The organism is Klebsiella sp. YJ (assembly GCF_002108615.1).
Lineage (GTDB): Bacteria > Pseudomonadota > Gammaproteobacteria > Enterobacterales > Enterobacteriaceae > Klebsiella > Klebsiella planticola.
Genome location: NZ_MTEG01000001.1, coordinates 430,113 through 451,149, shown reverse-complemented (window position 1 = coordinate 451,149; position 21,037 = coordinate 430,113). Strand labels below are relative to the sequence as shown.

The 21,037-nt window shown below is 41.3% G+C and carries 18 protein-coding genes; 17 read left to right on the top strand and 1 reads right to left on the bottom strand.

Annotated elements, in window-relative coordinates:
* Positions 1-136 precede the first annotated feature (136 nt).
* Positions 137-1,723, bottom strand: a complete 1,587-nt coding sequence (locus BV390_RS02070) for a TerC family protein (RefSeq protein ID WP_032695607.1) — start codon at positions 1,721-1,723, stop codon at positions 137-139.
* A gap of 440 nt (positions 1,724-2,163) precedes the next feature.
* On the opposite strand from BV390_RS02070, the gene BV390_RS30510 reads away from it, so the two are divergent.
* The 17 genes from BV390_RS30510 to BV390_RS01990 all read left to right on the top strand — a co-directional run bounded on the left by BV390_RS30510 (position 2,164) and on the right by BV390_RS01990 (position 21,019).
* Positions 2,164-2,463, top strand: a complete 300-nt coding sequence (locus BV390_RS30510) for a hypothetical protein (protein WP_132467560.1) — start codon at positions 2,164-2,166, stop codon at positions 2,461-2,463.
* 165 nt (positions 2,464-2,628) lie between these two features.
* A complete protein-coding gene (gene galF, locus BV390_RS02065; protein WP_071999960.1) occupies positions 2,629-3,525 on the top strand; it encodes a UTP--glucose-1-phosphate uridylyltransferase GalF in 897 nt (298 codons plus the stop codon).
* 473 nt (positions 3,526-3,998) lie between these two features.
* Entirely contained in the window at positions 3,999-4,628 is a 630-nt protein-coding gene (locus BV390_RS02060; RefSeq protein ID WP_032699166.1) for a phosphatase PAP2 family protein, read from the top strand.
* Positions 4,629-5,590: 962 nt separating this feature from the next.
* Entirely contained in the window at positions 5,591-7,024 is a 1,434-nt protein-coding gene (locus tag BV390_RS02055) for a capsule assembly Wzi family protein (RefSeq protein WP_032699168.1), read from the top strand.
* 132 nt (positions 7,025-7,156) lie between these two features.
* Entirely contained in the window at positions 7,157-8,293 is a 1,137-nt protein-coding gene (locus BV390_RS02050; protein WP_032699169.1) for a polysaccharide export protein, read from the top strand.
* A 2-nt stretch (positions 8,294-8,295) separates the two neighbouring features.
* Complete coding sequence (locus BV390_RS02045) at positions 8,296-8,730, top strand: arsenate reductase/protein-tyrosine-phosphatase family protein (RefSeq protein ID WP_072010673.1); 435 nt, start codon at positions 8,296-8,298, stop codon at positions 8,728-8,730.
* A gap of 15 nt (positions 8,731-8,745) precedes the next feature.
* On the top strand, positions 8,746-10,908 hold the full coding sequence (locus BV390_RS02040) for a polysaccharide biosynthesis tyrosine autokinase (protein WP_085396469.1): 2,163 nt from the start codon (positions 8,746-8,748) through the stop codon (positions 10,906-10,908).
* 104 nt (positions 10,909-11,012) lie between these two features.
* The gene (gene wbaP, locus BV390_RS02035; RefSeq protein WP_032699171.1) at positions 11,013-12,440 is read left to right on the top strand and encodes an undecaprenyl-phosphate galactose phosphotransferase WbaP; all 1,428 of its coding nucleotides are present in this window, start codon (positions 11,013-11,015) and stop codon (positions 12,438-12,440) included.
* Between the two features lie 36 nt (positions 12,441-12,476).
* Entirely contained in the window at positions 12,477-13,388 is a 912-nt protein-coding gene (locus BV390_RS02030) for a glycosyltransferase family 2 protein (protein ID WP_085396467.1), read from the top strand.
* A 71-nt stretch (positions 13,389-13,459) separates the two neighbouring features.
* Positions 13,460-14,524 carry a dTDP-glucose 4,6-dehydratase gene (gene rffG, locus BV390_RS02025; protein ID WP_032699176.1) on the top strand — a complete coding sequence of 355 codons (1,065 nt, stop codon included), beginning with the start codon at positions 13,460-13,462 and terminating at the stop codon, positions 14,522-14,524.
* 18 nt (positions 14,525-14,542) lie between these two features.
* Positions 14,543-15,412, top strand: coding sequence for a glucose-1-phosphate thymidylyltransferase RfbA (gene rfbA, locus BV390_RS02020; RefSeq protein ID WP_032699179.1), 870 nt, complete (start codon positions 14,543-14,545; stop codon positions 15,410-15,412).
* A gap of 2 nt (positions 15,413-15,414) precedes the next feature.
* Positions 15,415-15,951 (top strand): dTDP-4-dehydrorhamnose 3,5-epimerase, encoded by a 537-nt coding sequence (rfbC, locus tag BV390_RS02015; protein WP_032699180.1) that lies wholly within the window; start codon positions 15,415-15,417, stop codon positions 15,949-15,951.
* Positions 15,948-16,811, top strand: a complete 864-nt coding sequence (gene rfbD / locus BV390_RS02010) for a dTDP-4-dehydrorhamnose reductase (RefSeq protein ID WP_032699182.1) — start codon at positions 15,948-15,950, stop codon at positions 16,809-16,811. The genes rfbC and rfbD overlap by 4 nt, the downstream gene beginning before the upstream one ends.
* Before the next feature lie 26 nt (positions 16,812-16,837).
* Positions 16,838-17,713 (top strand): glycosyltransferase, encoded by an 876-nt coding sequence (locus BV390_RS02005; RefSeq protein ID WP_085396465.1) that lies wholly within the window; start codon positions 16,838-16,840, stop codon positions 17,711-17,713.
* A gap of 15 nt (positions 17,714-17,728) precedes the next feature.
* A complete protein-coding gene (locus BV390_RS02000) occupies positions 17,729-18,565 on the top strand; it encodes a glycosyltransferase family 2 protein (protein WP_032699185.1) in 837 nt (278 codons plus the stop codon).
* Between the two features lie 17 nt (positions 18,566-18,582).
* Positions 18,583-19,743: an EpsG family protein gene (locus tag BV390_RS01995; protein WP_072010674.1), complete on the top strand. Its 1,161-nt coding sequence runs from the start codon at positions 18,583-18,585 to the stop codon at positions 19,741-19,743.
* Positions 19,744-19,780: 37 nt separating this feature from the next.
* Positions 19,781-21,019 carry a hypothetical protein gene (locus BV390_RS01990; protein ID WP_032699187.1) on the top strand — a complete coding sequence of 413 codons (1,239 nt, stop codon included), beginning with the start codon at positions 19,781-19,783 and terminating at the stop codon, positions 21,017-21,019.
* Positions 21,020-21,037 lie beyond the last annotated feature (18 nt).

The window sequence follows — 21,037 nt, the reverse complement described above, 5'->3', positions numbered from 1 at the left end:
TGATGCAGGTTGAAAGGTTATCACGGTGGTTTTCCCGGATAGCGGCGCAAACGCCTTATCCGGGCTACCCGAGCGGACTCTCTTTGTAGCCCCGGTAAGCGTAGCGCCACCGGGGAGTATCTGCCGACTGCGGGGATTACACTTCGTAGCTCAGCTCATCTTCCCGCGGCGGCGGCGGGATAATCTGCACTTTCTGTACCCGGTGACTCTCGACCTGCAGCGTGCGTACGATGTAGTCGCCGATTTTCACCTCTTCACCCGCTTCAGGGACATGCTGCAGATTTTCCATCAACAGACCGGCAATCGTGTGATACTCGCGTTTATCATCGAGCGGCAGGGGAATGTACTGCACTAAATCTTCCAGCGGCATATGCCCATTGGCGGTCCAGCTGCCGTCAGGATTTTTCGCGATATCGTGGCGGGCATCAATCTCTTCAGCCTCGTTGGGTAAATTGCCGGCGATGGTTTCCATGACATCGCTCAGGGTCACCACCCCCTCAACGGAACCAAACTCGTCCACCACAAAGGCGAAATGGGTCCTGGCATGGCGGAACTGCTCCAGTGCCGGCAGCAGAGGCAACGTCTCAGGGAACACCAGCGGCTGACGAAGCAGGACGCGCAGGTCGAGCGGTTCATGGCGCAGCGATTGCTGTAACAGGTCGATGACGTGAACCACGCCGAGCAGATCTTCATCATCATTTCCGCCGGTGACGACCAGCCGGGTGTGCTGGTTTTTCTCCAACAAGGCGCGGATTTCCTCCTCCGGTGCGCTAAGGTCTATATGCTCGATATCATGGCGCGAGGTCATAATACTGCTGACGGTGCGCTGGTTGAGATTAAGCACCCGCCCAATCATCCGGCGTTCCTGGGGGTTGAACAGCGGGTTATCGGCCTGGCTGTCGATCAGCGCGGCCGTATCGCTACTGAGCTCGGCATGTTCTTTATGCCCACTGAGTAAATTCATCACCGCTTCGGTCGTGCGCTGGCGTAGCGTGAGATTGGCGGAGAGGAAGCGACGGCGGTTGAACAGCGCCAGCTGGTTCAGCGACTCAATGATGACGGAGAAGCCGATGGCCGCATACAGATAACCTTTCGGGATGGGGAACCCAAACCCTTCGGCAATCAGGCTGAAACCAATCATCAGCAGGAAACTCAGACAGAGAATAACGATAGTCGGGTGGCTGTTGACAAACCGCGTCAGCGCTTTGCTGGCGAGCAGCATCAAACTCATGGCAATAACCACCGCCGCCATCATCACCGCCAGATGGTCGACCATGCCTACGGCGGTGATCACCGAATCGAGGGAGAAAATGGCATCCAGTACCACAATCTGAGCGACCACCCCCCAGAACCTCGCGCCCTTGCGCTGAACCGGATTATCGCTGTCTTTGCCCTCCAGCCGTTCATTCAGCTCAACGGTGGCTTTAAACAGCAGGAATAACCCACCAGACAACATAATCAAATCTCGCGCGCTAAAGCTGAGGTCGTGGTAGGTGAACAGCGGTGTGGTCAGGGTGACCAGCCAGGATATCGAGGCGAGCAGCAGCAGACGCATCAGCATCGCCAGCAGCAGGCCAATCACCCGCGCGCGGTCACGCTGAGTCGGAGGGAGTTTTTCCGCGAGGATCGCGATAAAAACAAGGTTATCAATACCGAGGACCAGCTCTATAACCACCAGCGTTATGAGACCGGCCCAAATTGAGGGGTCGGCAATCCATTCCATCATTAGTTAAAACCTATACTACCTGAGAGTGCCATCCGACGATCATGGATAAGCGACAGATAAATTGCAATATATTCTCGTCTTATGACGTCGGGCGGGTACAGCTGCGGGAGAAATGCTGCGGATCGCAATATTAGACTGCATGAATTATAGACGCGCGAGCTTATTTTTTATGCAAATAAGCTTATTAATAAAAGGCATGACTGTGGACGACTGAATATAAACTTGCAAAAAGTGTACTGGATCAATAATGCCGGTTATTGCTCTCTCTGGTCGCATAGCGGTATGAAAATCAGACGGATTTAGACGCCGGGGGTAAACGCCCAATTCAATTACTTAATCGTAGCGATCCAGTTTTTGATACTACTGAATGTCGTGGCTTGCAAAATATCTTGTTTAATCAGACGATATCAGTAGCTTTTAATCAGGTGTAAAAGTCAGTGCCGATGGATGACATGGACAGCGGGCAAGAGGCGAGGGAGGGCATGATGAGCGCAGCGGTGAGCTTTCTGCGCTATTTTCTATTGAAAATAGCGCCTGCAGATTATTTTTATGAATTATGGACCGGTGTTCATAAGAATAAATCCTCTTTTTCCCTACGTTTTGCGAATTATCCAGGTGTATCCTCTACAGTATTCTCTACCGGGAATGCAGCGATAAGTCCTGCTGGTGGTACGAGAACAGAAGAAAATCCTGAGGCAGGGCGCTATATGGCATCTGCGTCATCAGAATTTTCTTAAACCGCTCTGTCGGACCTAATACTTTGCGTGTATTCTCTGATGAAACATGTAGTTTCGGAATTTTGCTGGAAGTCGGACTGAGAGCAAAACGGTAATATCACAGATTGATACCAGGAGAACCTGTAATCAGGTGGGTATCGAAGATTTATCACTATATGGGTGGATATGAGAATGGCAAGTTTGAAAGCAGTTATTCCGGTAGCCGGATTGGGGATGCATATGTTGCCGGCCACCAAGGCGATTCCGAAGGAGATGCTGCCAATCGTTGATAAGCCAATGGTTCAGTATATCGTCGACGAGATTGTGGCTGCAGGCATCAAGGAGATTGTACTGGTTACCCACTCGTCTAAGAATGCCGTGGAAAACCATTTCGATACCTCCTATGAACTGGAAGCGCTGCTTGAGCAGCGTGTCAAACGTCAGTTGCTGGCTGAGGTACAGGCAATCTGCCCGCCGGGCGTGACCATCATGAACGTACGCCAGGCGCAGCCGCTGGGACTGGGACACTCCATTCTCTGCGCGCGCCCGATCGTCGGTGATAACCCGTTTGTTGTGGTGCTGCCGGACATCGTTCTGGATGATGCCAGCGCTGACCCGCTGCGCTATAACCTGGCAGCCATGGTGGCCCGCTTTAACGAAACCGGGCGTAGTCAGGTGCTGGCCAAGAGAATGGACGGCGACCTGTCGGAGTATTCGGTGATCCAGACCAAAGACCCGCTGAATGTGGAAGGGCAGATTGGCAGAATCGTTGAGTTTATCGAGAAGCCTGACGAGCCGCAGACGCTGGATTCCGATCTGATGGCCGTAGGGCGCTATGTTCTTTCCGCCGATGTGTGGGCTGAGCTGGAACGCACTCAACCTGGCGCATGGGGACGTATTCAGCTGACCGATGCGATCGCTGAACTGGCGAAGAAGCAGCCCGTTGACGCCATGTTAATGACCGGCGAAAGCTACGACTGCGGGAAAAAAATGGGCTATATGCAGGCCTTCGTAAACTACGGGCTGCGTAACCATAAAGAAGGCACGAAATTCCGCGAGAGCATTAAGAAGTTACTCGCGTAAATAGGCTCTACCGGATTTCAGAAGTATGAAAATGTAGGGTTTACAGAAGTATGTGGCATAAGACCGCGATGTTGCATGCTTCTGTAGACAGCCCTGCTGATTAAAACAGCATATTTTAGACAAATATTAATCAATATAAATCAGATGGTTATGCTGATTTGCTGAAACACACTTAATGTGTAAACAAAAAGCGACTTCAGAGACATCTGGTTGTTGTGCTGGCCCTCCTGTGATGGAATGGTCGGAGTAGCATAATTTTATGTTTGCTAATAATGAGTTAGTCAGAATCTTCTTAAAAAAATATGCATGTCGCTGGCTGTCATAAAAAAATAAAACTTGACTGAGATCATGCTTACGCATTAAACAACAGTGATGCATGCATAAAAATGTGAAGTTATCGGATGTGTATGCCCATAACAACGTCATGGACAAAGGCGCTGCGAACTGGAAAATCGTCAAAGGATGAAAAATAAATGAACTGGCAGTGGGTCTCTTTTTTTGGCGATAGTACCGTGCTGTTACCCAGCGCGGCAGCAGTGTTCATGGTTTTATTTCTGCGCAGGCCTTCCAGACAGATTGCCTGGCAGTGGGGATTGCTGTTTGGTATTACCGGCGCCATCGTCAGTGCGTCAAAACTGGCTTTTATGGGCTGGGGCATCGGCATCCGTGAGCTCGATTTCACTGGTTTTAGCGGGCACACCGCTTTATCTACCGCCTTCTGGCCCATTTTCTTATGGCTGCTCTGTGCCCGCGGTAGCGTTGCTTTACGCCGGGCTGCCATGGTTATAGGGTATTTGCTGGCTATCCTCGTGGGGTATTCCCGTCTGGCGATTCATGCCCATTCCCCATCTGAAGTGATTGCCGGGCTGCTGCTTGGCGCCTGCGGTAGCGCGCTGTTTCTGCTGCTGCAGCGGAATTCATCGCGCGTGGCCGATGTGCAACTCTCCTGGAGCGGGGTGCTCAGTCTGATTATCATCCCCGTCGTGCTGCTAAATACCGGCGCTAAAGCGCCAACTCAGTCTCTGCTGGGTGAAATAGCCGTTAAGCTGGGTCCGCTGGAAAAGCCTTTTACCCGCGCGGATTTGCATAAGCGTTTTTACTGAGTGTGCTGCTGACGATGAATAAGTCCAGAGAAAATAATAGAATCAGTCCCGGTTTCGTACATTCATATTCGTGAAATAAATAGTTGCTACTACATTCTGCAGCAATATTTTTGCTGACACAGGAAATAACGTGGCTGAGAACAATCCTAAATAGGCAGGCCGCCCCTTACTCTTGAAATTAAATTATGTTTGTCAAGTATAAAAAATGAATGGCAGGTATTAATTTTTGTAGTTGACGGAAGTGACGAGAATTAGCGTGGTTAATATACTCATCCAATAAAAGTCTTAAAAAACATAGCCTTGCTTTGGTTTTGGTGCGTGATTATGCATCTTGAGCTGGATCGATGAGATATTATTAAACAATCTTATTGAGGTGTCGTCCGCTTGTCGGAGGAGTCAGATTAGGTTGCTTTGATAAGCGAATAGTTGTCATTTTTACTCCCATTTGCCGGCAGAATCTCGTAAACTTGATGCCGCAAAAAATATTGTCAATGACTAATAATCACGCGGGCACTGTGCCAGCAAAAATGTATAAATGAAGTACAGTGCATTGGTAGCTGTTAAGCCAAGGGCGGTAGCGTATCGAAACCGTCAGCGTCAATTCTGCAGTCATCTTCTATATGTTCGAAATTCCTAAAACCGGCTGCGACGGATGATTATCCGCAAGCACCGTATATAATCGGCAATCTTTCTGACTCTACAGCGTGTTATCCCTCTGGCCAACTTGAGATAGCTCATGTCCATGGTGGGGTGGTGATCGGTGTGAGGGGCGTCGCTGGCGTTGTGACTGTTGCACTGATAATTCAAATAGTGCGTGGCTGATTACGTTCAAAGGTACTGCTTATTGCATCATCACTGCTGAACAAACATACTACGACTGGCGTCTGCGTGCGCTCTCTAAACTCATATTTCCCCATGACTCGCCAGCTTGCGGAAACGGGGCTAAAAATGGATCTTGTATAATGATGAAAATCGCGCGTCTTGCACTTGCTTTGGGGCTGTTGACATCGGTGAGTGCGCAGGTTTATGCCTCTGGTCTGGTACTCAATGATAACGAACTGCGTAACGATCTCTCCTGGCTTTCTGACCGGGGAGTTATCCAGCTTAGCCTTTCGACCTGGCCCCTGAGCCAGGAAGAGATTACCCGGGCGTTAAAAAAGGCTAAACCCTCCTATTCTTCTGAACAGGTGGTGCTGGCGCGTATTAATCAGCGGCTTTCCTCATTGAAGGCTGATTTCCGCGTCAGCGGCTACACCTCTACCGATCAGCCGGGAACACCGCAGGGCTTTGCGCAAAGCCAACCGGCGGATAACTCGCTATCGCTGTCCTTTAATAACAGCGGCGACTGGTGGGATGTTCATCTGCAGGGCAATGTGGAAGGCGGTGAGCGTATCAGCAACGGCTCCCGGTTCAATGCCAACGGCGCGTACGGCGCGGTGAAGTTCTGGAACCAGTGGCTGTCGTTCGGCCAGATGCCGCAGTGGTGGGGGCCTGGCTATGAAGGAAGCCTTATCCGCGGCGATGCTGCGAGGCCAATGACCGGATTCCTGATGCAGCGCGCTGAACAGGTGGCCCCGGAAACCTGGTGGTTGCGCTGGATTGGCCCCTGGCAGTACCAGATTTCCGCCAGCCAGATGAACCAGTACACGGCGGTACCGCATGCCAAGATTATCGGCGGCCGTTTGACCTTCTCCCCGTTCCAGTCTCTGGAACTGGGGGCTTCACGTATTATGCAGTGGGGAGGAGAGGGGCGCCCTCAATCATTTAGCAGTTTCTGGGATGGTTTCACTGGGCATGATAATACCGGTACTGCTAATGAACCCGGTAACCAGCTGGCGGGATTTGATTTTAAACTGAAGCTCGAGCCAACTCTGGGCTGGCCGGTGAGCCTGTATGGCCAGATGATTGGGGAAGATGAATCCGGCTATCTGCCTTCAGCTAATATGTATCTGGGCGGAATTGAAGGGCACCACGGCTGGGGGAAAGATGCGGTCAACTGGTATGTAGAAGCGCATGATACACGCTCAAATATGAGTAGAACAAATTATAGTTATAACCACCATATTTATACCGATGGTTATTATCAGCAGGGTTATCCGCTAGGCGATGCTATGGGGGGCGACGGTCAGCTGTTTGCCGGTAAAGTTGAACTGGTTACCGAAGATAATCAGCGCTGGAGCACACGCCTGGTCTATGCCAAGGTGAATCCTAAAGATCAATCAATTAATAAAGCATTCCCGCATGCAGATACATTGAAAGGTGTACAACTGGGCTGGAGTGGGGATGTCTATAAGACTGTCCGCCTGAACACCTCGCTGTGGTATACCAATGCTGACCATAGCGATAGCGATGATGTTGGCGCAAGCGCCGGGATCGAGATCCCATTTAGTCTATAGGCTGAATGCTACAGCAAAATCAGAGAATGGACTTCAGTCTACCATTGTCTGCATGAAGCCAGCCGGGGACAAACTGGCGGATGCTATGTAGCTCAGAAATAAGAAATTTTAGTTTACTGATGATGTGACACTATGAAGAAAAAAATGGTTAGATTTTCGGCTTTAGCATTGGCAATAGGGCTGTTAGCGGGTTGTACTATTATGCCAGGACAGGGGTTAAATAGCCTGCGTAAGAATGTTGTTGAGTTACCCGATAGCGATTACGATCTGGATAAGTTGGTCAATGTTTACCCGATGACACCAGGGCTGATCGATCAGCTACGTACGCCTACGGTGATGGCGCAGCCAAATCCGCAACTGGATAATTTACTCAAAAGCTACGAGTATCGTATCGGCGTTGGCGATGTACTAATGGTGACAGTGTGGGATCATCCAGAACTTACGACTCCGGCAGGGCAGTATCGTAGTGCGAGTGATACCGGCAACTGGGTAAATGCGGATGGTACTATTTTCTATCCGTATATCGGCAAAGTGCAGGTGGCAGGCAAAACATTAAGTGAAGTCAGACAAATCATTGCCAGCCGTTTGACAACATATATTGAAAGTCCTCAGGTGGATATCAGTGTAGCTGCTTTCCGTTCGCAAAAAGCATATGTTACTGGCGAAGTTATCAAATCTGGGCAGCAGCCAATTACTAATATTCCTTTAACGGTAATGGATGCTATTAATGCGGCAGGTGGGTTGGCTCCTGATGCTGATTGGCGAAATGTTGTTTTGACGCATAATGGTAAAGATACCAAAATTTCTTTGTATGCATTGATGCAGAAAGGTGATTTGACACAGAATCATCTCTTGTATCCCGGAGATATCCTGTTCATACCTCGTAATGACGACCTTAAAGTCTTTGTTATGGGCGAAGTTGGCAAACAAAGTACCATGAAAATGGACCGCAGTGGCATGACGCTGGCTGAAGCATTAGGCAATGCTGAAGGTATATCCCAGGCAATGAGTGATGCAACTGGAGTCTTTGTTGTTCGCCAGTTAAAAGGAGATAAGCAGGGAAAAATTGCCAATATATACCAGCTTAATGCACAGGATGCTTCTGCTATGGTGTTAGGTACTGAATTCCAGTTACAACCATATGATATTGTCTACGTTACTACTGCACCATTGGTTCGTTGGAATCGTGTTGTGTCTCAGTTGGTACCGACAATTACTGGAGTCCATGACATGACAGAAACTGCACGCTTCATTAAATCGTGGCCATAATTATGTTTGAATCAATTTTAGTAGTTTGTACCGGTAACATATGTCGTTCTCCTATCGGAGAACGATTTTTACGCCGAGCATTACCTAATAAAAAAATAGATTCGGCGGGTACGGGAGCTCTTGTTGATCATATTGCTGATTCTAGTGCTATTAAAGTTGCTGCGATGCATGGTCTCTCATTAGAGGGACATAGGGGGCAACAGTTTACTGCTCGACTTGGTCGACAATATGATTTAATTCTTGTAATGGAACGATCACATATAGAACAAATAGGGCATATTGCACCTGAGGTCAGGGGTAAAACAATGTTATTTGGTCATTGGCTTAATCAAAGAGATATACCTGATCCATATAGGAAGAGTGAAGAGGCCTTTTTATCTGTATATAAGCTAATAGAGCAGGCCGGAAAACTTTGGACACAAAAGTTAGGTGCATAATTCAGGAAAATTAGAATGACATCAGCTATTAACAAAACGACATCTAAAGATGATGAAGGGATCGACTTAGGTCGTCTTTTGGGTGAGCTAATTGATCATCGAAAACTCATCTTATCAGTAACTTCACTTTTCACATTGTTTGCTTTATTGTATGCAATTTTCGCTACACCAATATATCAGGCGGATGCTCTTGTTCAGGTTGAACAGAAGCAGGCTAATGCTATACTGAGCAATCTCAGCCAAATGTTGCCAAACAGTCAACCACAATCTGCACCAGAGATAACATTACTTGGTTCGCGGATGATACTAGGAAAAACAGTGGATGACCTTAATTTGCAAATAAGAGTCAAACAGGAGTTTTTCCCTATTTTTGGTCGTGGTTTAGCAAGATTTATGGGGGATAAACCAGGTGTTATATCAATTTCACGATTATATATTCCGCAGGTTGATGGTGATGAAGCTCCGAAAATTAAACTCACAGTAAAAGATGAAAATAATTATATTATAGACATTGGTGAGAAAACATTTAATGGGAAAGTCGGTGTTCTTTTTGAAGCATCAGGAGTTACACTGAAAGTTGATGAAATAAAAGCTAGTCCAGATTCTGAGTTCTCGATTGTATATATTAGCAGATTAAAAGCTATAAGTGATTTGCAAGAATCATTGGAAGTGGCAGATCAAGGAAAAGATACAGGAATGCTTGGTATTTCTTTAACAGGAGATAATCCAGAGTTAATAGAAAAAATTGTTGACAGCATTAGCAATAATTATTTGGCACAAAACATCGCTCGTCAAGCAGCCCAAGATGCCAAAAGCCTAGATTTTCTAAATCAACAATTACCGCAAGTGCGTAGTGATCTTGATATGGCTGAAGGTAGACTAAATAAATATCGTCAGCAAAACGATTCCGTCGATTTATCACTTGAAGCCAAATCTGTACTTGATCAAATAGTAAATGTTGATAATCAGCTTAATCAATTGACTTTTCGTGAGTCAGAAATTTCACAGTTGTATACTAAGGAGCATCCAACTTATAAGGCTTTAATGGAGAAAAGGAAAACATTACAGGACGAAAAAGCAAAGTTAAACAAAAGAGTGTCGGCAATGCCTGAAACTCAACAAGAAATATTAAGATTAAGTCGAGATGTTGAATCTGGACGTGCAGTATATATGCAGTTATTAAATCGTCAACAAGAGTTAAGTATTTCCAAATCTAGCGCGATTGGTAATGTTAGAATAATTGATAATGCAGTAACAGAACTAAAACCTGTAAAACCGAAGAAAGTATTAATTGTTCTAATTGGAATTATATTTGGCGGAATCGTATCAATTGGATTAGTGTTATTACGAGTCTTCTTAAGAAGAGGCATTGAAACACCTGAGCAGCTAGAAGAGCTTGGTATTAATGTTTACGCAAGTATTCCGGTTGCAGAAGCTTATAGTAATAATATAGTTCAACCGAAATGGTCAAAGAAAGTACAAAATGAAATACAGGGTTTTCTGGCAGTAGATAATCCAGCGGATTTAGCAATTGAAGCTATACGAGGTTTACGTACAAGTCTTCATTTTGCAATGATGGAAGCCAGAAATAATGTTCTTATGATCTCTGGTGCTAGTCCAAATGCAGGTAAAACATTTGTAAGTTCAAATTTAGCAGCAGTAATTTCCCAGACTGGGAAAAAAGTGCTATTTATAGATACTGACATGAGAAAAGGATATACTCATAAGTTATTTAATCAAAACAATGAAAACGGTCTGTCAGATATTTTGGTCGGAAACATAGAGTCAAGCAAAGCTATTAAAAGGATCATTTCGGCTGATTTTGATTACATTTCAAGAGGTATGGTGCCTCCGAATCCAGCAGAGTTGTTAATGCATCGCCGGTTTGGTGAGTTAATTAGTTGGGCAAGTGCAAACTATGACATTGTAGTATTAGATACTCCACCTATACTTGCAGTAACTGATGCTGCCGTAATTGGTCATTACGTCGGTACTACGCTGCTAGTTGCGCGCTTTGAGGAAAATACTGTCAAAGAGATAGACGTTAGTATTAAGCGCTTTGAAAACGCAGGCATAGCTGTAAAAGGGTGCATTTTGAACGGTGTTGTAAAAAAAGCAAGTAGCTACTATGGCTATGGATATAGCCATTATGGCTATTCATATAAAGACAATAAATAGAATTTACTTCGATATAAACAGGGAAGTTTTCCCTGTTTATATCGGTCTACATAAATATAAATAAAAAACAAACAGGTTAAATATAAATCTCAAGAGAGGGGATTATGACGCTCTTTGTCAGGAATATTATCGTCAGTATTGCATTAGCAGTATCTGATTTCCTTGCTTTTACAATATCACTATATATATCAGCTGGATTATTATCTGTTACAGTAAATAATTATGAAGAATATTTCCCGGAAAATCAGATAGAAGGATGGATTGCCTTACATTGGTTACTAGCATTCTGCTGTGTTGGCTGGTATTCCATGAGGCTTAGACATTACTTTTATCGTAAGACTTTCTGGTTTGAACTAAAAGAAATACTGCGGACGCTTGTTATTTTTGCAATAATTGAAATTGCAGTTATGGCATTTACAACGTGGACATTCTCACGCTTATTATGGCTTTTAACATGGATTTTAATTTTAATATTGGTTCCTATAGCGCGGATGGGAATAAAACGAGTTTTGGACTTTTTTAATCTATGGCAGCGTGATACTTGGATTATTGGTAGTGGTGAGAATGCAAAAGAGGCATACAAAGCAATAAGCAGCGAAAGGAATTTAGGATTGGAAGTTGTTGGGTTTATCTCTAGTCCAGGGGGAGTGGTTTCAGGTGAAAAAATAGATGGAATATCTGTTTTGCCAAATGATATAAATTGGCTGTCAACCAAAGATCCCAAAACACAATTTATCGTAGCAGTAGAATCTGATCAAAGCGAAATAAGAAATACGTGGTTGCGTAATTTTATGATTAAGGGCTATAGATTTGTTTCTGTGATTCCTACATTACGCGGAATGCCGTTAGATAGCACAGATATGTCATTTATCTTTAGCCATGAAGTTATGATTTTTAGGGTTCAACAAAATCTCGCGAAATGGTCTTCAAGAATTTTAAAACGTATCTTTGATATAGTCGGCTCGCTGTCTATTATTATTATTTTATCGCCGATGCTAGTATATATAAGTAGTAAAGTTAAAAAGGATGGGGGGCCGTCAATATATGGGCATGAGCGAATTGGTAAAGGTGGGAAATCATTTAAATGCTTAAAATTTCGTTCAATGGTCATAAACTCTAAAGAAGTTCTGGAGGAACTTTTATCTCACGATGCTGAAGCAAAAAAGGAGTGGGATGCAACATTCAAACTAAAAAATGATCCACGAATTACTAAAATTGGAAGTTTCTTACGTCGGACTAGTCTCGATGAGTTACCTCAACTATTCAATGTGTTGAAAGGTGAAATGAGTTTGGTTGGCCCACGGCCTATTATTACTGCTGAACTCGAAAGATATAACGATGAAGTTGATTATTACCTCCTAAGTAAACCTGGGATGACTGGCTTGTGGCAGGTGAGTGGTCGTAGCGATGTAGACTACGAGACTCGAGTATACCTTGATGCATGGTATGTTAAAAACTGGTCTATGTGGAATGATATCGCCATTCTCTTTAAGACTATTGGTGTTGTATTGAAAAAGGATGGTGCGTATTAAGCATATCCTTAAGAATAGTAGATAAAGAGTTTTTATATGAGATACTATGTTGCAATACCTACTTATAACGGTGGGGAAATATGGAAAACTGTTGTAGAAAATATAAAGAAATATGCCCCTGCTGATTTGTTTGTACATGTAATTGACTCGACAAGTAAGGATGATACAGTTTCCGTTGCCGACAAGTCGGGTTTCGATGTGCTGACTATTGCTGGGAAAGACTTCAATCATGGGGGGACAAGAAATCAAGCGGTTGAAAAATATATTGATCTGTATGATATAGTGATTTTTTTGACCCAGGATGCTATTCCTCAACCTAATTTTATTGAGGAAATAATATCAGTATTTTCTGATACTAGCATTGCATGTGCCTATGGTCGACAGTTACCTCATACAGATGCTAATCCACTGGCACAACATGCGAGAAAATATAGCTATCCGGAAAAAGGGTATGTTTGTGGAAAAGATGACATTCCTCAGATGGGGCTTAAAACTGTATTTATGTCAAATTCATTTTCAGCATATAGGCTATCAACTTTCAAAGAGTTAGGCGGCTTCCCTTCAAATACGATTCTTTGTGAAGATATGTTTTTCACAGCAAAGGCTGTCCTTTCTGGATATAAGGTAGCCTATGTTGCGAAAGCAGTAGTACAACATTCGCATAATTATACCCCATCTGAAGAGTTCAAACGTTATTTTGATATTGGTGTTTTTCACAAAGATGAGCCTTGGATTAGGGAAAATATGGGAGGTGCTGGAGGTGAAGGGAAAAGGTTTATACTGTCAGAGATAAAGTTTTTGCTTAAAAGAGCGCCTCATTGGTTACCAATATCATGTATAAATAACTTTATGAAAATTCTTGGATATAAGTTGGGGCAACAATATGAAAAACTACCTAAAAAAATGATTAAATCCTTTAGCATGCATAAGCGCTATTGGGATTTCTGATCTTAAACTTAGTTCTAAGTATTAATATGATAGTCATTTTATTTATTGGTTAAAGGATGTAAGAGGATAACATGAAAATAATTGTCACTGGCGGTGCTGGGTTTATTGGGTCAGCTGTAGTACGTCATATTATTAAAGATACTAAAGACGAAGTCGTTGTTGTAGACAACCTTACATATGCGGGTAATCTTGAGTCGTTGAAAGAAGTTACTGACAATGCTCGCTTTAAATTTGAACATGTGAATATCTGCGACAGGGCCGAATTAGACCGTGTTTTCAGTGAACAGCAACCAGATGCTGTAATGCACCTGGCTGCAGAAAGTCACGTAGATCGCTCTATCGATGGCCCAGCAGAGTTTATCGAAACCAATATCATTGGCACTTATACGATGCTTGAGGCCTCGCGTTCTTACTGGAATCAGTTAGATGAGAAAAGAAAGCAAAATTTCCGTTTTCACCATATCTCGACTGATGAAGTTTATGGGGACCTTCACGGAACGGATGACCTATTCACTGAGACAACTCCTTATGCTCCGAGTAGCCCATATTCTGCATCCAAAGCTTCAAGTGACCATTTAGTTCGGGCATGGCATCGAACCTATGGGCTTCCAACAATAGTGACGAATTGCTCTAATAATTATGGGCCGTATCATTTTCCGGAAAAATTAATACCGTTGATCATTTTGAATGCATTGGATGGTAAACCTCTTCCAGTGTACGGTGATGGTGGACAGATTCGCGATTGGCTATATGTTGAGGATCATGCCCGTGCATTGTATAAAGTCGTTACAGAAGGACAAGTTGCAGAAACCTACAATATTGGCGGTCATAACGAACGTAAAAATATTGATGTCGTGATGACTATATGCCAGTTGCTTGAAGAGCTTGTTCCTGTTAAGCCTGCTGGTGTTGCACAATATACTGACCTTATTAAATATGTTACAGATCGTCCCGGCCATGATATGCGCTACGCGATTGATGCTGATAAGATCTATAGAGAACTCGGATGGAAACCACTGGAAACTTTTGAAAGTGGAATTCGTAAAACAGTTGAATGGTATCTGGCTAATGAAGTGTGGTGGAGCCGTGTAAAAGATGGTTCATATGCTGGTGAGCGCTTAGGCCTGTCTCGTTAATTAATCAAGGAATAGAAAATGAAAGGTATTGTTCTTGCAGGTGGTTCTGGCACTCGTCTTTATCCTATTACTAAAGGGACTTCTAAACAACTTTTGCCAATTTATGATAAACCAATGGTTTATTATCCAATCTCAGTTCTTATGCTTGCTGGTATACGAGATATATTAGTTATTTCGACTCCAGATGATATGCCTGGATTTAAACGTTTGCTCGGTGATGGCAGCCAGTTTGGCGTTAAATTTAGCTATGCCATTCAACCAAGCCCGGATGGGCTTGCTCAGGCCTTCCTGATTGGAGAAGAGTTTATTAACGGAGATAGTTGCGCATTGGTCTTGGGTGACAATATTTACTTTGGCGAAAGCTTTGGACGCAAGTTAGAAGCTGTTGTACAGCGTACTGATGGAGCAACTGTTTTTGGCTACCAGGTAATGGACCCGGAGCGATTCGGCGTTGTTGAATTTGATGAAAACAATCGTGCGGTATCACTTGAAGAAAAACCGTCTGAGCCTAAATCCAATTGGGCAGTTACAGGACTATATTTCTATGACAAGAATGTTGTGGAAATGGCAAAGAAAGTTAAACCATCTGCCAGAGGTGAGTTAGAGATTACTACATTAAATGAAATGTACCTTGAGCATGGCAATTTACATGTTGAAAAACTCGGTCGCGGATTTGCCTGGTTAGATACCGGTACTCATGAGAGTTTATTAGAAGCATCTCAGTTTATCCATACTATTGAACAGCGCCAGGGCTTCAAAGTGGCTTGCCTTGAAGAGATTGCTTATCGAAAAGGGTGGCTCTCAAAAGATGAAGTATTAGCACAAGCTAAAGTACTTTCAAAAACTCAATATGGACAATACCTTCAAATGTTGGTAGAGGAGAAATAATAATGCAGATTATTGATACTAAAATTGCTGATGTCAAGATTATACAACCAAACGTCTTCGGTGATGCTCGAGGTTTCTTCGTAGAGACTTATGAAAAAAAACGCTATCAAGAAATGTTGAATATTGATTTGGACTTTGTTCAGGATAATCACTCCCGATCAGCTAAAGGTGTTCTTCGTGGATTACACTTTCAAACACAACATGCGCAAGGAAAATTAGTCCGGGTTGTGCGCGGTGAAGTCTTCGATGTAGCAGTCGATATTAGACCTGAGTCGCCAACATTTGGGAAATGGGAAGGAGTAATCCTTTCAGAAGAAAATAAAACTCAGTTCTGGATACCCCCTGGTTTAGCTCATGGCTTTGTTGTTCTTTCCGACATTGCTGATTTTGAGTATAAGTGTACCGATTATTATAATCCTGGGTTCGAGGGGTGTGTTATTTGGAATGATGCTGATATCGGTATAGATTGGCCTGAGAAATCTCCTCTGCTTTCAGAAAAAGATAAGAATGGAAAAACATTAAAGGAGCTATTTGCATGAAGGTATTATTAACCGGAGCAAAAGGACAGCTTGGGAACTGTTTTATCGATAGAATGCCAAAAGAATGGCAAGTAATAGCAACTGATTCTAATGACCTTGATATAACAAATGAAAGTCAGGTTACTGAGTTTGTTGAAGAAATGAGACCTGATGTTATCGTTAATGCTGCGGCTTATACTGCAGTAGACAAAGCTGAAGAGCAAATCAATATAGCCAGACTCGTAAATACGAATGGACCTATGTATTTAGCAGCTGCAGCTAAGGCATTTAAGGCACGTTTTGTTCATGTTTCAACTGATTATGTTTTTGATGGCACACAGGCTACGCCCTATACTGAGGATGATTTGCCAAATCCATTAGGAGTTTATGGAAGAACTAAACTGGATGGTGAGGTGGCTGTATCTGAAGTGTATCCGGATGCTATAATAATACGTACAGCGTGGGTATTCAGTGAGTATGGTAATAATTTTCTTAAAACGATGCTGCGCTTAGCTTCAGAGCGAGAGCAAATCGGTGTTGTTGATGACCAGTATGGTTGCCCAACATACGCAGGCGATATAGCAACTGCAATAATACAGTTATTAATTGTACGAGCCCCTGGAGGGATTTATCATTTTTGTGGCGATGAGGAAATGAGTTGGAGGGAGTTTGCCGAACAAATTATTATTGAGCTTAATAAAGAAAATAAAATTAAAAATATGCCCGTAATAAATAGACTAACAACTGAACAGTATCCAACTTTAGCCAAGAGACCTAAGTATTCAACTTTAGATTGTAAAAAAATAAATGGATATGATATTAAGCCCTCAAACTTTAATGTTAATGTTAGTAAAGTTATAAATTCTATATATCAAGATTAGTTTACTGAACAATTGGACTTAAAAATATGAATCCTGAGAGTTGTAGAGTTCCTAAAGTCAGTGTCTATATATCAACGCATAATAGGCTAGATAGATTAAAAAGGGCAATACAATCGGTATTATTGCAAGATTATGAGAATATCGAATTATTAGTATGTGATGATGCATCACAGGATGGAACACAAGAATATATGAACTCACTATGCAGTGAGGATAAGCGTGTTCTCTATTTCAGGAATGAGGTTAACAAAGGTGCTTGTGTTACAAGAAATTTAGGAATATTTAATGCTACTGGACAATTTATCACTGGCTTAGATGATGATGATGTGTTTACCACGGATAGGATTAAGATATTTGTAGATAATTGGGATGATAAATATTCATTTCTTTGTTGTAATTTTTATGATTGTTACAGCAATGGAGTAAAAAAACTGCATTATCGAAACATAAATGAAAATATTCACCTGACTTATAAAGATATACTCTTTGACAATTTAGCATCAAATCAAGTATTCACCCTAACTGAAAGAATGAAAAAGATCGGTGGTTTTGATGCTAGAGTCAAGAGGTTACAAGATTGGGATACATGGTTAAGATTAGGCTATAGTTTTGGTACATTTAAAATATTACCAAAAGCAACTTATATTATGTATCATGATCATCAGCAAGATGAAAAAAGAGTCTCGAAAGCATATCCATTATTCTCGGCATTAAATGAATTGAGAGAGCGTAATGCTGAATTATACAGTATAGAAGAAACAAAATTCATCGACTATTTAGTATTGTTAGAAAGTAAAAAAGCTAAAATGGTGGATAGTATTATATGGAGCGTAAAAAGGAAAAAACCTAAATATATACTTAAATATATTGAACAGTTTTTCTCAAAGAATGTTCACAGATGAAAATTGAGGTTTTTAATGTCTATGGAATGCAAAATTATCATTGTTACCCACAATAGCCAAAAGCATATACAATGGTGTATTGATGGATTAGAATCATCTAAATTGAAACTCAATATAAAAATCGTAGATTCAGGATCTAATAATCCTGCTTATCTCGATTCTTTGTCTTCTAAACATCAGTTAGAAGTATTCAAAGAAGATAATATTGGTTTTGTTAAGGGAAATAATAGGATCTTACATAAAATAAAGGATGATGACTGGATACTATTACTTAACCCGGATGCTCGCGTAGAAGGTGAAGTCTTAGACAAGTTAATCTCTTTGGCGAATGAAATAAAATATAATAATGTCGGCATATTTTCTGTACCTTTGATTCGGTTTTCAATTGATGAGATGAAATCACTATCTGTTTTTGACTCATTAGGAATAAAATCAAGTCTATATGGAAAATGGTTCGATGTAGGTTCAGGTGAACCAGTTAGACAGCTACCTAATGAACCTACTGATATATCTGCTGTATGCGGAGCTTTTATGCTAATTAGAGGGAATGCACTTAACGTATGCCTTGATAAATCAAATAAAAAAGGGTTTGAGGGAAGTTATTTCATGTACAAGGAAGATATTGAGCTATGTTTAAGGTTTAGAAAAAATAAATGGAAGGTTATGATGGTGAACCATTTGAGCGCTTACCATTGTAGAGGTTGGAATAAATCCCGTAAAGATATTGCTTTTTGGGCAAAATATCACTCTGCCTTGAATGATCTTGATCTTGCGATCAGATATAGAATAATTAATTTGCCTTATGCAATGAGCAAATATTTATGGGTAAATATTGTAGAGCGTTTTAATTAAATGTTGATGGGTATTATATGCCTCATTTTTTAGATAACGAATTGATGCTGTTATATCTTCTTTGCTCAATAATAACATTATTTTTGGCATCATTAAGTATTATTACGAGAAGTAAAAAATTAGACAATTTCACATTAATTCTTAGTTTTGTTTTAATTACTCTTTTTTATGGACTCCGTTATCCTGGGACTACAGATACTAAAATGTATCTTAGTGAGTTTGATAGTTTATCAAACTTGGATTCATTCTCATGGGGATGGGGGTTTTATGCTTTGATGAAATTTATCGCTATATTTGGTAAGTCTCATCAGTTATATATTTTTGCATCGTCTTTATTTCTTACTTTCTGTCTTTTAATCTTCGTGATATATACCTTCAAAGGAAAGAACTATAAATCCTTACTAATAATTGCATGTTTTTATAGCTGGGATGTCTTAGAGCTATCAACTAATGCCTATAGGCAAGGAGTCTCATCGATACTTGCAGGCATTGCTTGTGTCTTATTGTATAGGAAACATTATATTTGGGCATCACTAATATTCTATATAGCACTCTCATTTCACTGGGGGGCAATAGTTGTTGTTTTAGTATGTGTTCTTTCATATTTTTTCATGAATACAATAATGACTATCTATGCAGCCCGAATTGCACTAGTAATGTTTGTAATAGCGATAGTCGTAAAGATTGATATTATGGGGTTACTATACGAACATGTTTCTGCATTAAGTTTTTTGTTTAGTGGGGTGAATTTATCATCCAAAGCAGATGCTTATTTAGCAGGAGGTGTCGATGGCGCAAATTTTTATGATTTTAATGTCCCTAGACGTGTTTATAATATATTAACAACATTGATACCATTGATTCTCTTAGTTTGTTTTACCGTCAAAAAAGAAAATAGGAATTATATTTTTTCAGATGATAATTCAAGATGTATTCTGTCACTTTTCTCCATGCTAAGTATTTATGGTGTACTTTTAATATCAATGACATGGTTCATGCGTAATTTTTATTGGAATACATTCTTCTCTTGCGCGATATACCCACTACTTCTTCATTTTGTTCAAGAGAAATCACCCAAGAAACTTACCAAATATTGTATTGCTTTATCTGTTTTCTTGTTATTATTTTCCTGCATTACCATGTGGCGAACCCCTTCAATATTTATATCGTATCCATAACCAATTGCTATAGGTGAAACTATTTGGAGAGTCAATTATGGAAAGTACCCATAAATTAATAGCTTTAATTTTTCTTTGTATTCCCGTTATTGGTTCTTCTCAAGAGATAAACTTTAATTATTTAGGAAAACCAACAACAAAAAATGACGGATACTCACCTATGTATCTTAAAGGGATCTACGCGGCAAAAAATACATATGGTATGAGGCAAAGTGCTGTAGTAGCCTCATTTAAAGCTAATTCTGATAATCCCTTTAATTTCCCTGTGTTAGGGATCAATTCTTTATATGGTTTAACGCAGTATGTTGATAGGGATTCTGTAGCACTATATGCTGATAATACAGCCCCAGACTATAAACCCTGGGAAGTCATTACTAATGCTCATATTACTCCAACTTCTATTGTTTCTGAATCGATTGATTATACGAAAATCCTCCCTGGTATGATTATAGAGACCAAAGATAGTCCCAAGTGGACGACATATGTCATATCTGTTGCTAAAGGAAAAATTGTTACCAGTGGTTGGGTGAATATGGAAACAAAACATATGGGGGTTCCTAAGAGTAATATATTATTAGTTAATCCAATAACTAAAATATGGGCTACAAATTATAATATTACACTACCTAGTGATTCTAGAGCTATCAAAGGGGTAGTACAAGAAAATGGAGTAGTAAACAATAAAACAAAATCAGGAATTGTAAATGGAGTTGATACAGTTATTCTTCCGTATTCGAAATTTGGAGGGGCTTCAGCATATATAGCTAGAGCAGCCAATACTGGATTTAATCAGCAGTGGAATTATGGATTCTTATCTCTTGGCAACAAATATTCATTCATAAGTAAGAATACACCGGCTAATCATGTGCAAGTAAGTTTCCTCGATATTTCCGATTCCGAAGTTGGCATGCAGTTTTCTGGTAGCAATAAAAGACACTCACTTGAATGGAAGAGTGGTGATGTGATTACAGCCGCGATTTCACCATCAGGACAGATAGCAAAAATAAATTATAAGACATTATTAGTAAAGGGAAATTATCATTTAAATGATGAATATGCAAGATATATATTTACTGCTCGAGATGATATAACTGTATCTTTGCCTGATGAAGATAATTTAATCGATGGTTTTACTTTGAAGTTATCCTCCTTAGGCGATGGTAAGCATACCATAAATCTCAAATCCAAATTAGAAATAATTGGTGGGGAAAAGTTTAATAATAGCAATTGGAATAAAGATCTGATTTTTATCGATAATAAATGGGTTATTGTGTAATTTTCAAATTTGACAGGG